13 protein-coding genes are annotated in these 13,796 nt (G+C 68.4%); 11 read left to right on the top strand and 2 right to left on the bottom strand.

The features are described 5' to 3' along the window. Positions 1-106: 106 nt before the first annotated feature. From FHR33_RS20635 to FHR33_RS20615, 5 genes are all read left to right on the top strand, one after another. A complete protein-coding gene (locus FHR33_RS20635) occupies positions 107-286 on the top strand; it encodes a (2Fe-2S)-binding protein (RefSeq protein WP_183650237.1) in 180 nt (59 codons plus the stop codon). A gap of 17 nt (positions 287-303) precedes the next feature. Then, positions 304-783, top strand: a complete 480-nt coding sequence (bfr, locus tag FHR33_RS20630; protein WP_183650234.1) for a bacterioferritin — start codon at positions 304-306, stop codon at positions 781-783. Positions 784-1,080: 297 nt separating this feature from the next. Then, on the top strand, positions 1,081-1,749 hold the full coding sequence (locus FHR33_RS20625) for a response regulator transcription factor (protein ID WP_043620820.1): 669 nt from the start codon (positions 1,081-1,083) through the stop codon (positions 1,747-1,749). A gap of 3 nt (positions 1,750-1,752) precedes the next feature. Then, positions 1,753-3,027, top strand: coding sequence for an ATP-binding protein (locus tag FHR33_RS20620; RefSeq protein ID WP_183650231.1), 1,275 nt, complete (start codon positions 1,753-1,755; stop codon positions 3,025-3,027). 95 nt (positions 3,028-3,122) lie between these two features. Next, positions 3,123-5,594, top strand: a complete 2,472-nt coding sequence (locus tag FHR33_RS20615) for an NHL repeat-containing protein (RefSeq protein ID WP_183650228.1) — start codon at positions 3,123-3,125, stop codon at positions 5,592-5,594. Between the two features lie 4 nt (positions 5,595-5,598). Here FHR33_RS20615 and FHR33_RS20610 read toward each other — a convergent pair whose 3' ends face one another. Then, positions 5,599-6,087: a GtrA family protein gene (locus FHR33_RS20610; protein WP_183650225.1), complete on the bottom strand. Its 489-nt coding sequence runs from the start codon at positions 6,085-6,087 to the stop codon at positions 5,599-5,601. A gap of 374 nt (positions 6,088-6,461) precedes the next feature. Between FHR33_RS20610 and FHR33_RS20605 the strand changes: the two genes are divergently transcribed. The 3 genes from FHR33_RS20605 to purE are packed head-to-tail and all read left to right on the top strand — an operon-like array spanning position 6,462 to position 8,948. Beyond that, positions 6,462-7,256 (top strand): hypothetical protein, encoded by a 795-nt coding sequence (locus FHR33_RS20605; RefSeq protein ID WP_183650222.1) that lies wholly within the window; start codon positions 6,462-6,464, stop codon positions 7,254-7,256. A gap of 46 nt (positions 7,257-7,302) precedes the next feature. Then, on the top strand, positions 7,303-8,454 hold the full coding sequence (locus tag FHR33_RS20600) for a 5-(carboxyamino)imidazole ribonucleotide synthase (RefSeq protein ID WP_312895640.1): 1,152 nt from the start codon (positions 7,303-7,305) through the stop codon (positions 8,452-8,454). Further along, positions 8,451-8,948, top strand: coding sequence for a 5-(carboxyamino)imidazole ribonucleotide mutase (gene purE, locus FHR33_RS20595; RefSeq protein WP_183650219.1), 498 nt, complete (start codon positions 8,451-8,453; stop codon positions 8,946-8,948). Before FHR33_RS20600 ends, purE begins: the two co-directional genes overlap by 4 nt. A gap of 162 nt (positions 8,949-9,110) precedes the next feature. Here the strand turns inward: purE and FHR33_RS20590 are convergent, their stop codons facing one another. Next, the gene (locus FHR33_RS20590) at positions 9,111-10,424 is read right to left on the bottom strand and encodes a UDP-glucose dehydrogenase family protein (RefSeq protein ID WP_183650216.1); all 1,314 of its coding nucleotides are present in this window, start codon (positions 10,422-10,424) and stop codon (positions 9,111-9,113) included. A 123-nt stretch (positions 10,425-10,547) separates the two neighbouring features. On the opposite strand from FHR33_RS20590, the gene FHR33_RS20585 reads away from it, so the two are divergent. The 3 genes from FHR33_RS20585 to FHR33_RS20575 all read left to right on the top strand — a co-directional run bounded on the left by FHR33_RS20585 (position 10,548) and on the right by FHR33_RS20575 (position 13,115). Next, on the top strand, positions 10,548-11,702 hold the full coding sequence (locus FHR33_RS20585; protein WP_183650213.1) for an acyl-CoA dehydrogenase family protein: 1,155 nt from the start codon (positions 10,548-10,550) through the stop codon (positions 11,700-11,702). A 140-nt stretch (positions 11,703-11,842) separates the two neighbouring features. After that, positions 11,843-12,460, top strand: coding sequence for a DUF4240 domain-containing protein (locus tag FHR33_RS20580; RefSeq protein WP_183650211.1), 618 nt, complete (start codon positions 11,843-11,845; stop codon positions 12,458-12,460). Between the two features lie 7 nt (positions 12,461-12,467). Then, positions 12,468-13,115 carry an HAD family hydrolase gene (locus tag FHR33_RS20575; protein ID WP_183650208.1) on the top strand — a complete coding sequence of 216 codons (648 nt, stop codon included), beginning with the start codon at positions 12,468-12,470 and terminating at the stop codon, positions 13,113-13,115. The last annotated feature ends 681 nt before the right edge of the window (positions 13,116-13,796 follow it).

Here is a 13,796-nt window from a genome sequence, read left to right as displayed (position 1 = left end):
GGGCGATTTATGCCTGTGTCGCACTACACATAGGCAAGCCTTACCAAAGTGGGTTATCTTAGGTGTGCCTAACCAAAGGTCCCAACTGCGAGAGGCTCCTCCCCCGATGTACGTATGCGTGTGTCGTGCCGTGACCGAGAACGAGGTCCACGACTGCATCGCCGCGGGCGCGAAGAGCGCACGGCAGATCCGCGACACCACCGGCGCCGGCAGCGACTGTGCCTCTTGTGTCCGGAAGATCTGTGCGATCCTGAAAAGGTCTGACGACCTGATTCCGACCGCATAGCACAAGGGGCCCGTTCAATGCAGGGCGACAAGCAGATCATCGAGCTGCTCAACGAGCAGCTGACCGCGGAGCTCACCGCTATCAACCAGTACTTCCTGCACGCGAAGATGCAGGAGAACTGGGGCTACACCAGGCTGGCCAAGTACACTCGCGAAGAGTCGATCGACGAGATGCGTCACGCCGAGAAGCTCACCGACCGCATCCTGTTCCTCGAGGGACTGCCCAACTACCAGCGGCTCGGCACTCTCCACATCGGTCAGACCGTGGAGGAGCAGCTGCGCGCCGACCTCGAGGTGGAGCTGAGCGTCGTCCAACGGCTCAAGCCCGGCATCAAGCTGATGCGCGAGAAGGGCGACACGACCTCGGCGCGCCTGTTCGAGGAGATCCTCGCCGACGAGGAGCACCACATCGACTACCTGGAGACCGAGCTGGGGCTCATCCAGAGCCTGGGCGAGCAGCTGTACCTCGCTCGCTACGCCGAGCCTCCCTCCGACTGACCCTTCCTTGGTCGCCCGCCGTGACATTCGCTCCGGCGGGCGTTCTCATTTCCACCCTTTTCCGGACGGCACGCCGACGCGTGTCGCGACACGCCCGGGGCATGATCGCGACAGCGCGAGGGTTGCTTGACGTACCCGAGGGAAGAACGAACGGGGAAGACGGCGGAAAGCGTGGGCCATTAAACCCAGACTAGCCGCCATTTATCAGCGTTTGCCCAGGTCAATAGATAGGTCAAACGCGAGTCAAACCGCGCGCTGCGGCCGGGAAACGATCGCCTAAGGTCCTACGATCGCTTCATGACCTGCGTACTTCTCGCCGAGGATGACACCTCGATTTCCGAGCCGCTCGCGCGCGCCCTGCGCCGCGAGGGCTACCAGGTTGAGGTGAGCCCCGACGGCCCGCAGGCCCTCGAGAGGGCTCTGTCGGGGGGCATCGACCTCATCGTTCTCGACCTTGGCCTGCCAGAGATGGACGGTCTCGAGGTCGCCCGCCGGATCCGTGCCGAAGGGCACGGAACTCCGGTCCTCATCCTCACCGCTCGCGTCGACGAGGTCGACACGGTCGTCGGCCTCGACGCCGGCGCCGACGACTACGTCACCAAGCCGTTCCGCCTCGCGGAGCTGCTCGCCCGTGTCCGGGCCCTGCTACGGCGCGGCACCTCCGAGACCCCTGTCGTCCAGGGGGTGCGCATCGACGCCGACTCACGTCGCGCGTGGATGGGCGAGAAGGAGCTGCACCTGACCACCAAGGAGTTCGACCTGCTGCGCGTCCTCGTACGCGACGCGGGGAAGGTCGTCACGCGTGAGCAGATCATGCGCGAGGTCTGGGACACCAACTGGTGGGGGTCCACCAAGACTCTCGACATGCACATCTCCTGGCTGCGGCGAAAGCTCGGCGACGATGCCGCCAAGCCTCGCTACATCACCACCGTCAGGGGAGTCGGCTTCAGGTTCGAGCGAGAGTAGGACGTGCGCCGCCGCCTACTCTCCTCCACCCTGGTCGTCGCGGCCATCGCCGTACTTCTGCTCGGGGTGCCATTGGGCGTGGTGGTCAGCAGGCTGATCGTCGAGGACGCCAATCAGCAGCTGAGGGCCGAGGCGACCCGTCTGGTGGGCGAGGTGGAATACGCCCGCATCCAGGAGACGCCGCTCGACCCGCAGCAGCTGGAGCAGAAGTATCCAGACAGATACATCCAGATCTACGTCAACGGCAACCCGCCGACGGCGACCGTCGTCGGCACATCTCCGCAGTCCGGCCACTCCATGCACGAGGAGGCCAAGTCGGACAGCGGCATCTACGTCAGGGTGAGCCGCGACAAGGATCAGGTCGAGCAGGATGTGCGCGCTCGCCTGCTCCTCATCGTGGCGCTGGCCGCCGCGGCTCTCGCGGTCGCGGTGGGTCTCGCCATCGTGCAGTCACGTCGGCTCACCCTGCCGCTCCAGGACCTGGCCAAGATCGCCGACCGGCTGGGATCGGGGGACGCCCGGCCCAGCAAACACCGCTACGGGATCCCCGAACTCGATCGCGTGGCCGAGGTGCTCGACCGCAGCGCCGCGCGCATCTCCGATCTGCTCACGCGCGAGCGCGAGTTCGCCACGGACGCCTCCCACCAGCTGCGCACCCCGCTGACGGGGCTCACCATGCGCCTGGAGGAGATCGTCGCCGCCTCCGACGAGCCCACCGTCGTCCGCGAGGAGGGCGAGGCCGCGATCGTCCAGGCCGAACGCCTCACCGCGGTCATCGACGAGCTCCTGGCCGCGGCCCGCCGTCAGCGCATCGCGCAGGCGGAGCCCATCTCCGTCGACGAAGTGCTGGTCCAGCAGGTCACCGAGTGGGAGCCCGCCTTCCGCAGAGTGGGCCGCTCGGTCTCCCTCGGCGGCACCCGCGGACTCAAGGCCCTGGCCACCGGGGGAGGGCTCGGCCAGGTCGTCGCCTCACTCCTGGAGAACTCGATCCAGCATGGCGGAGGCGACGTCACGGTCTCCACCAGCAGCAGCGACAACTACATCGTCATCGAGGTCGCCGACGAGGGTCCGGGAATCTCCGACGAGATCGCGCCGAAGGTCTTCGAGCGCAACGTGAGCGGTGGCGGCGGCACGGGTCTCGGGCTCACGCTCGCCAGGGCGCTGGCCGCCGCGGACGGCGGACGGCTGGAGCTGGTGCGCCGCCGTCCCGCGGTGTTCGCGATCTTCCTGCGCCCCGCCGAGGTCCCGGGTCGCCGCGTGGTCACCGGGCCCGCCTGAGAGCCGCGCGCAGCCCATTGACGGGCTTCGCGCGAAGGTTTACGGTCGGGGCCATAATCGAGCATGATTGAGCGCCCCTCGGGAGGTGCGGCCCGGTGACCCCTCTGAGAAGGCTGCTCGCCGCAGCGTTGTCAGGCACGCTGCTCTTCGTTTCGCTCACCCCTGCGCGCGCCGCCGACCTGCGGATCGCCAACGCCGGATTCGACCAGGGGCTGACCGGCTGGAGCGGCTCGCACAGTCAGGGCGGCGTCACCGCGGTGAGCTGGCAGGGCCGCACCGCCGCGCGCGTCGCCGACACCGAGCCCGCGCTGGCCTACGGCAGGGAGAGCCTGCCGGGACTGCCCGCCGTGGCGGGCTCCCGCTACACCGCCCACGCCACGGTCTGGACCGAAACCGGCAGCTCCGACCTCTACCTGCGGTTCAGGGGATCGTCGGGACAGCTGCTCGGCAGCGTCGGCGCCTCGGTGTCAGGCGGGAGATGGAGCGACGTCACGGCCTCGGGCCTGGCTCCCGCGGGCACGACGACGGTCTCGGCGCTCATCTACTCGGGGGTGGCCAACGTCGGCACGGCCTACTGGGACGAGGTGCTGATCACCAAGGACGTGACCGACCTCGGCGTGCAGATCGAGAGCAGCGTGCCCAACGCCACCACGTTCGCGGGCGGCAGCGCCTACGCCGTCTACACCGGCACCGCGGACACCAACCCGCAGCTGGCCGTGATCGACCTGGCGACCGAGACGGTGAAGAGCCGCCTCACCATCCCTGACACCGCCGCCACGCCCACGGTCGGCGGCTGGGCGGCGGCCACGGCAACCGACGGCAGCGTCTACCTCGGGACCTATCCCAACTCCAAGCTCTACAGGCACGTGCCGGGCCAGGCGACGGTGACCGACCTCGGCAGGGCGGAGGGCGGCTACTCCTTCATCTGGGACCTGGAGCCCGGTGCGGGCGGCAAGGTGTACGGCGGCACCTACAACGACGGCCGCTACTTCAAGTACGACCGCGGCGTCTTCACCACGATCGGCCAGGTGCCCATCGTGGCGGGAGCCGAGTACATCCGCAGCCTCGCCCACGACCCCGCCGCCAACGCCACCTACCTCGGCACCGGCACCGACGCCTCGCTCGTCAGGTTCGACAACGTCACAGGACGGGTGGACAGCCTGCTGCCCGCCGCCTACGCGCACAACTCGATGGTCGGCGGCCTCACCTGGACGGGCGGCAGGCTGTTCGCCTGGCTCGACCGCACGCTGCTCGTGCTCGAGATCGTCAGGAACGCCGACGGCTCGTACCGCGCCGTCACCGACGCCGCGATCACCGACGTGGACCTGCACCACTCACCGGCATGCGACGGCAAGGTCTGGCTGGTCAAGGGCGGCCTGCTGCACTCCTACGACCTCGCGGCCAAGGCTTTGCAGGCGACCGCCGTACGGCCTGGCCTGGACGTCACCGGCTACACCTGGCTGAACGGCACGCTCACCGGCCTCGGCGCGGCGGAGGACGGCACCAGGATCTTCACGTACGCGCCCACCACAGGCCAGTGGAGCAGCAGGGTCGTGCGCGACACCCCTGTGCTCCCCGCCGCGATCAACGCGCTCGGCGCCGGCCCCGACGGCAGGATCTACACGGGCGGCTACCTCACGGGCGGCACCGGCGTCTACGACCCGCTGCGCGGCGACAGCGACAACAGCGCCCCCGACACGCCCACCCTCGCGGGACTGAGCCAGACCGACAGCCTGCTCGCCCACGACGGCAGGCTCTACCTCGGCGTCTATCCGTCGGCCAAGCTCTACAGCCACGACCCCTCGGGCCCGTGGCCGCCCACGCTCAGGTACACGGCGGGAGCGGCGGGCAGCAAGGCCGACGACTGCGAGCCCGGCAAGGGCCCGCCCCCGCAGGACCGTCCCTACGCGCTCGCCGGCGGGCCGGACGGCACGGTCTACATGGGCACCGTCCCCAAGTACGGCAAGCGCAGCGGCGCCCTCACCGTCTGGAAGGAGGGGACGGCGGGCAGGACCCTGTGCGTGGTGCGCGACCAGGCGGTCGTCTCCCTCGCCCACGCCGGAGGCAGGCTGTTCGGCGGCACCTCCACCAGGGGCGCGCTCGGCGTCAACCCCGTCTACGCGCCTGGCGCCTCGGCCACGCTGTTCTCCTACGACCCCGCGACAGGCGAGGTGCGCACCCATCCGCTCCCGCTGACGGCGCCCAAGGCCGTCACCGCCCTCGCCGAGGTGGACGGCAGGCTCTGGGGCCTGGCAGGCGGCTCGCTGTTCACGCTGGACCCCGCCCGTCCCGACGCGATCGCGGTGACGCGGCTGTTCCCCGATCCCGACTACGCCGCCAGGCCGGGGTTGGCCTGGCGCGACGGAGTCCTGCTCACGTTGGAGAAGGATCCAGGGCACGTCTACGGCACGGCGGGCGACCAGATCTTCAGGATCGACAGGGCGACGAAGGCGCTGACCGTGTTGCTGACCGTCCCCGGCATGGAGGGGCTGACGGCCGACAGGTTCGGCCACCTCTACTACAAGATCAACGAACGGCTGCACCGTTACACGGTGCCCACGCCGTAGACGGCTAGCGCCTGGGGGAGAGCGCCTCGGGAAGGCCGGTGACGGGCTCGACCGGCGGCTCCTCCGGTGCCAGGAACACCCACTTCTTGTACGACCAGAACCGGAACAGGGTGCCGAAGCCCACGCCGATGACCTTGGCGATGTTGTAGCTCAGCGCGTCGTGCAGGCCGAGGGTGTACGTCGTGAACCCGATGACGATCAGGCTCATGAGCAGCCCGATGCCGTTCAGCAGGAAGAACAGGAGGTATTCGCGGGCCAGCCCGCTCTGCTCGCGGTTGCGGAAGGTCCAGAACCTGTTGCCGACGTAGGCGAAGGTGGCCGAGATGACCGTGGCCAGGCCCGTCGAGATGAGGGCGCCCCAGCCGAAGCCGAAGCGGAACAGGTTGGTGGCCCCGAAGTCGATCACGAAGGCGATGCCGCCGATCGTGCCGAACTTGGCCAGCTCATGGATCAGATGAACGAACCGGTGGTAGGCGCGTCTGAAGAACTCCACGTCTCCTGCACGGTCCTTTCGGTTCTCCAGCCGCACCCTCGGGACGGGTCCGATCCCACCAGGTTACCGGCCGGGCGCCTCGCCCGGGTGCGAAGGTTCCGCAAAGCGACTCGAGTACCTCATCATCCGCCCGCAAAGAACAATTCTAGAAATATCGTCTTATGAGGGGAAAGCTGGAACGGAGTTCACTACGCTGACGCCCAGATCGCGGCTCAGCGGCCGCGACAGACGGCCGTCACCCTGGGGAATCACCCGTGAAGCGTCGACTGTTCGCACTCTTGACCAGCCTGTCCATGGTGACCGGCTGTGGTGTCGCGAGCAGCCGTGCGGGGGAGCCGACGGAGCCGCCGTCACCATCCACATCCGCTCACCGGGTGGAGCGAACAGTGGCGGAGAAGGCGTTCGACCTGCTCGACGAGCTCGCCCAGGCCTGGGAGGACCGCGACTGCGCGACCGTCGACCGCCTCACCGCGTGGGCGGAGAATGCGCTGGGCGGTCGTGCCTGCGAGGCGACCCGGAACGGCCGCCCAGCCCTGACCGGCTACTCCGACCTCGAATACCTGCTGCCCGAGGCGCCCGGCTGGTTCGCCGTCCTGGCGCGCCGCCCGGAGCCCACGTACTTCCTGTTCGTCCACGACCGCAACTGGCGCCTCGCGGCTGGGCCGCTGCGGCTGCTCGGCGAGGCTCCCGAGCGCGCCGACGGCGCGGAACCCTCCAGCGGTACGGCCAGACGCGCCAGGCTGGTCCCTCAGCGCCACCTCACCTATCTCACCGACCCGGCGGGAGTGAGCGGGGTCGCCTTCCCCTCCGGCGACGCCATCGCCGACCTGCGTGACGAGCTCGCCGACCGTACGGCCAGGGCCCGTCCCGACAGGGTGAGCGTCGACGTCGAGCTCTTCGGCGGCCCGTCCCGCGCGCTGGCGCTGTCGAACGGCTCGATGCTGGTCTTCCACACCCTCCGCCTGGTCTCGCGCCACCGCCCCGGCCAGGGCAGGAACTCCCTCGGCCGCCCGCCGTACGGCAGGGCGCTGGTGAAGGAGTTCACCGGCGAGAACGACCCCGCCTCCCTGACCGGCACCGAGCTCGTCGTGCTGGCCAGTGAGATCAGCGCGAAGAACAAGCTGACGACCGTGGCCCTGCGCCGCGCACTGGCCGACCTGACCACTTGACGGTCGCGACGTGGCGATGGCCGAGGTGAGGGTATGCTTCGGGCACGTGAGCAGCCCCTCTTCGCATGTCGGGCCCGTTGTGGGCGTCGTCGGCGCTGGCCAGTTGGCCCGCATGATGCAGCAGGCCGCGATCCCGCTCGGTCTCGAGCTACGGGTCCTGGCCAACTCGCCGGACGAGAGCGCGGCGAAGGTGATCGTCGACACCCGTCTCGGCGACTACCGTGACCTGTCCGTCCTGCGGGAGTTCGCCGCGGGCTGCGACGCGGTGACCTTCGACCACGAACACGTGCCGACCGAGCACATCAAGGCCATGGCCGAGCAGGGGGTCCAGGTCCACCCCGGCGCCGACGCCCTGGTCCACGCGCAGGACAAGGCGGAGATGCGCAGAAGGCTGACCGAGATCGGCGTGCCCTGCCCCGCCTGGCGCACCGTCGAGACGGCCGCCGACGTCGCGGACTTCGCGGCGCAGAACGGCTGGCCCGTCGTCCTCAAGGCCGTCAGAGGCGGCTACGACGGCCGCGGCGTGTGGGTGTGCGACGACGAGAACGAGGCCGCGACCGTGGTCGCGAACGGCGTTCCGCTGCTGGCCGAGGCGTTCGTGCCGTTCGAGCGCGAGCTGGCCGTCCTGGTCGCCCGCTCGCCGCACGGGCAGGGCGTCAGCTACCCGGTCGTCGAGACCGTCCAGGAGGACGGCATCTGCGTCGAGGTCCTGGCCCCCGCGCCGGGGCTCGACGCCGAGGTCGCCGCCCAGGCGCAGCGCATCGCCCTGAAGATCGCCGATGAGCTGGGCGTCACAGGGCTGCTGGCGGTGGAGATGTTCGAGACCACCGACGGTCTCGTGGTCAACGAGCTGGCCATGCGCCCCCACAACAGCGGCCACTGGACCATCGAGGGCGCCCGCACCTCCCAGTTCGAGCAGCACCTGCGGGCCGTGCTCAATCTGCCGCTCGGCTCGCCGTCCATGGCGGCGCCCTACGTCGTCATGGCCAACCTGCTCGGCGGCGACGACCCCGACATCTTCAAGCGCTACGAGCACGTGATGGCCCACGACCCCGGCGTCAAGGTGCACTTCTACGGCAAGGAGGTGCGGAAGGGCAGGAAGATCGGCCACGTCACCGCCCTCGGCGCCGACCTCGACGACGTCAGGGCCAGGGCCAGGCACGCCGCCGTCTACCTCACCACAGGGGAGTACACATGATCGGCATCGTGATGGGCAGCGACTCCGACTGGCCGGTCATGAGGCTCGCGGCGGAGGCCGTGGCCGAGTTCGGCGTGCCGTTCGAGGCCGACGTGGTCTCCGCGCACCGCATGCCGACCGAGATGATCGAGTACGGCAGGCAGGCCGCCTCCCGCGGGCTCAAGGTGATCATCGCGGGCGCCGGAGGGGCCGCGCACCTGCCCGGCATGCTGGCCTCGGTCACGCCGCTGCCGGTGATCGGGGTGCCGGTGCCGCTGAAGTACCTCGACGGCATGGACTCCCTGCTGTCCATCGTGCAGATGCCCGCGGGCGTCCCCGTGGCGACGGTCGCCGTCGGTGGGGCGCGCAACGCGGGGCTGCTGGCCGTCCGCATCCTCGCCGCGTCCGACGAGACGCTGCTCCGACGCATGGAGGCCTTCCAGGAGACGCTGCGCGACCAGGCGCACGCCAAGGGTGAGAAGCTGCGCGCGGAGGCGGCCGAACTGGGGCGCTGACTCAGCGGTCGCAGCCGAGCAGATCGCCCGGCCGGCACTTCGTGGGGGGTGCTCCGCGGGCTGCCTGGACGAGCTGCTTCGCGCTCTTCGGCCTGCCGGGGGCTTTACGGGCGGACGGGGACTTGGCTGGACGGCGTGGGCTTTTACGGCCTGCCGGGGGCCCTACGGGCGGCCGAGGGCGCGGTAGTGCCAGCCCGCGGCGCGCCAGGTCTCCGCGTCCAGCGCGTTGCGCCCGTCGACGATCTTCCTGGTCGCGACCGCCGCGCCGAGCTCCTCGGGGTCCAGGTCGATGAACTGCTTCCACTCGGTGAGCAGCAGCACGACGTGCGCCCCGCGTACCGCGTCGAGAGCCGACTCGCCGTAGGACAGCTCAGGGTGCGCCTTGCGGGCGTTGTCGAGCGCGATCGGGTCGTACACCGTGACCCGTCCGCCCTGCTCCCCGATGGTCACGGCCACGTCGAGAGCGGGGGAGTCGCGGATGTCGTCGGAGTTCGGCTTGAACGCCGCGCCCAGCACGCCCACCGTGCAGCCGCGGAACGAGCCGCCCGCCAGCTCGCGGGCCAGGTCGACCATACGCGCGCGGCGGCGCATGTTGATCGCGTCGACCTCGCGCAGGAACGTCAGCGCCTGGTCGGCGCCCAGCTCACCGGCGCGCGCCATGAACGCACGGATGTCCTTGGGCAGGCAGCCGCCGCCGAACCCGAGGCCGGGGTTGAGAAAACGACCGCCGATGCGGTCGTCGAACGACAGCGCCTGGGCCAGTTGCTGCACGTCGGCGTGAGAAGCCTCACAGACCTCGGCCATCGCGTTGATGAAGGAGATCTTGGTCGCCAGGAACGCGTTCGCCGCGGACTTGACCAGCTCGGAGGTCGGATAGTCGGTCACGACCATCGGAACCTCGCCCAGCGGCTCGTAGACCTCGCGCAGGATCTTCTCCGCCTGCTCGGAGGCCACGCCGATCACGATGCGGTCGGGGTTGAGCGTGTCCTGCACGGCGAAGCCCTCGCGCAGGAACTCGGGGTTCCACGCCAGCTCGGCCCCCGCGTTGACCGGCGCGAGGCGGGCCAGCTTGGCCGCCAGGCGGGCCGCGGTGCCGACGGGAACCGTCGACTTGCCCACGACCAGGCAGTCTCTGTCGAGGTACGGCGCCAGCGACTCGACGGCCGCGTCGAGATAGGAGACGTCGGCCGCGTACTCGCCGTGCTTCTGCGGCGTGCCCAGGCAGAGGAAGTGGATGTCGCCGAAGGCGGCCGCCTCCTCGTAGGAGGTGGTGAAGCGCAGCCGTCCCGACTCGAGCCCTCGCCGCAGGATCTCTTCAAGGCCGGGTTCGTGGATCGGCAGCTCGCCGCTCTGCAGGCGGCGGATCTTGTCGACATCGACGTCGAGGCCGAGGACTTCGAATCCGAGGTCCGCCATGCAGGCCGCGTGGGTGATGCCCAGATACCCGGTTCCGATCACCGTTAGGCGATATGGCACGAGTGAGCTCCTTTCATCGCCAAGGCATGTTACCGGTCCCCACCACTTCCACTGTGCCACCTGCGTAAACCGGCGAATCGTACCGGCTGGTAACAAGATGGTTGGACGTCCTAGTATTCGGTTATGACCTACGCCCTCACCGAGGAGCACGAGATGCTCCGCGAGACCGTCCGTGCCCTCGCCGATGAGAAGATCGCGCCTCGAGCCGCCGAGGCCGACGAGCGCGAGGAGTTCCCGTGGGACGTCTACAAGGCGCTCGTGGCCGCTGACCTGCACGCGATCCACGTCCCCGAGGAGTACGGCGGTGCGGGAGCCGACGCGCTCGCCGCGGTCATCGTCATCGAGGAGGTGGCCCGCGCCTGCGCCTCCTCCTCCCTGATCCCGGCGGTCAACAAGCTCGGCACCGTGCCCCTGCTGCTGTCGGCCTCCTCCTCGCTGAAGGAGCGCTATCTCACTCCCGTCGCCTCGGGCGAGGCGATGTTCTCCTACGCGCTCTCCGAGCCCGAGGCCGGCTCCGACGCCGCCGCCATGAAGACCCGCGCGGTCCTCGACGGCGACCACTACGTGCTCAACGGCGTCAAGATGTGGATCACCAACGCGGGCGTGTCCGAGTACTACACGGTCATGGCCGTCACCGACCCCTCGGCCGGCGCGCGCGGCATCTCCGCCTTCGTCGTCGAGAAGTCCGACGAAGGCGTCTCCTTCGGCCCCAAAGAGAAGAAACTCGGCATCAAGGCCTCGCCCACCAGGCAGGTCATCCTGGAGAACGTCCGCATCCCGGTCTCCCGCATGATCGGCGAGCCTGGCACCGGTTTCAAGACCGCCCTCGCCACCCTCGACCACACCCGCGTCACCATCGCCGCCCAGGCCCTCGGCATCGCCCAGGGCGCCCTCGACTACGCGATCGGCTACGTCAAGGAGCGCAAGCAGTTCGGCAAGCCCATCGCCGACTTCCAGGGCCTGCAGTTCATGATCGCCGACATGGGCATGAAGCTGGAGGCCGCACGGCAGCTGACCTACCACGCGGCGGCCAAGTCGGAACTGGCGATGCACGGCAAACCGCAGAAGGACCTGACGTTCCTGTCGAGCGCGGCGAAGTGCGCGGCGTCGGACGCGGCCATGGAGATCACCACGGACGCGGTACAGCTGCTGGGCGGATACGGCTACACGCGAGAGTTCCCCGTGGAGCGCATGATGCGCGACGCCAAGATCACCCAGATCTACGAGGGCACCAACCAGATCCAGCGCATGGTCATGGCCCGCCAGCTCCTCAAGTAGGGATTGAGCTGCGGAAACCCGGTCCTTTGTGATGAGGGGGCCGGGTTTCGCGCTACCTGATGGATCTTGAACCCGATCTCTGTTCCGTGGGTGTTCCGTGATCTTGGCGTCGGAGCCTCGAACTGCCACGATGAGGCCTTGTGGACATCGACGGCTTCTGGGCCCTGATCGAGCGCTCCGAGCGTGAGACCGACACCAAGCGCGAGCGCGTGGCCTGGCTCGAAGAACATCTCTTCGGGCTCTCGGTCGAAGAGATCGTCGACTTCGACGTCTTCTGGACGATCGCCACCAACCGGGCCTGTTCGTGGGACATGTACGCGCTTTACCGGCACATGCTCAGCAGCTACTCCTCCGACGGCTTCGAGTACTTCGTGAACTGGCTGGTGGGTCTCGGACGTGAGGCCTTCGAGACGATCGCCGACTGCCCTGATCGTGCCGTCGAGGTGCCGCAGGTCCGGCACGTACTAGAGCTGCAGCGATCCGCCTTCAACGGGTCGCGGCGTCGGCGCGAGGTCTGGACGGAGGAGGAGTACCCGGAGTTCGAGTTGCTGGGTTACGTGACACAGGATCCCTACAAGAGGGCCGCCGGCGAGAACGCGATCAGCCGCGGGCAGGCCGTCGTAGCCAGAGGGGTGGAAGGTAAGTTCCCCTGGTTCTCCTTTCACACGGAGCCGGACGGCGAGGGATGGGACTTCGAGGACAGGGCGGAGATGGTCCGGCGGCTTCCCCGAACAGCCCGTTGGTACGGCATGGCGTGAGGCTGTAGTGCAGCGACTTGCCCTCTTCGACCTGGACAACACGCTTATAGACCTGGATGCGGCTTTCAAGGTCTGGACCGTCGAGTTCGTCGACCAGCACCGGCTACCGCGGGAAACGGCCGACTGGCTGGTCTCCCTGGACCGCGACGGGCTTCCTCACCGTGAGGCGTTCTTCGCCGCGGTGCGTGAGAGATTCGGCCTCCGTGGCTCTGTCCAGGAACTGTGGGCTGCTTACCGTCGCCGCATGCCTCATCTCGTGCGATGCCCTGCCGAAGTCATGGACGGTCTGGTGCGTCTACGCGCGGCTGGTTGGAAAGTGGGGATCGTCACCAACGGGACGGCGGACAACCAGCTCGGGAAGATCGAGCGCACAGGCCTGGCCGACGTTGTGGACGCTTATGCCTTGTCCGGCGCTGAAGGGATTCGGAAGCCTGAACGGGGCCTGTTCGAGATCGCCGCTCGGCGATGCGGGGCGGATCTCGCGGATGGCGGGTGGATGGTCGGTGACCGTCTCGGTGCTGACATCGCAGGCGGCCGTGCGGCCGGACTCCGAACGATCTGGGTCAACCGCGATGCGGCAGCGAGCCGGCACAACGGAGCGGACCACGTCGTCACTGACGTGGTCCGCGCAATGGAGATCTTGCAGGAGAGCTAGGCCAAGCTCTCTGTAGTGACGGCGGTGGATCTTGAATAGCCGGCTGTCGACCGCGCTCCGCACGGCCACACGCGGCAGAAAGCACGTGGGGAGAGACGGCGCATGGATGCGCGGTCCTCGTGGCTAGGTACTCCGCTTGTTCTCTGCCAGACAGAGGCAAGCGCTGTGCTCTCGACTGCTGCCGCAACACGACGGCCACACGGTGGGGTGTGTAGAGACGGCAACGCCGTTTACCGGTGGATCGCGTAAGGCGTGGCCGAGAGAGCACATGACGGAGCGGCTGGCGCTGTCACTACATAAAAGCGGTCTGTGAGCAGACCGGAGAGTAGGGCAACTGCGCCTCGGAATGTGATCCTAATCATAGTGTGCGCTGTGCCACCTAGCGGGAGCTGCATTGACTCCGAAATGTCGCGGATGCAGCGTTACCTGCACAAAGATCGTGCTTGCTGCCTCTATGCCGACTTTGCCCGTTCAGCTATACAAGTGAGGATCTTCTTATGTAGATCTTATGGCTGGCATCTGAGGGCTTACTCGTCTGTGTCGAGGGCGCTCCATCACGGCAGGAACGGTGACGCATGACGCTTCGACGTGCGCGGGCTCGGATGACTGGCGTGATGGCACGCAGCAGGTTTGCAAGTTCGAGTCGGTCCAGACCTTGGCTAGCTCGGATGAGCTTGGTCA

It is taken from the genome of Nonomuraea dietziae, assembly GCF_014195505.1.
GTDB classification, from domain to species: domain Bacteria; phylum Actinomycetota; class Actinomycetes; order Streptosporangiales; family Streptosporangiaceae; genus Nonomuraea; species Nonomuraea roseola.
Note: the sequence above shows the minus strand (reverse complement) of the source record. Positions and strands in the feature narration are given on the sequence as shown.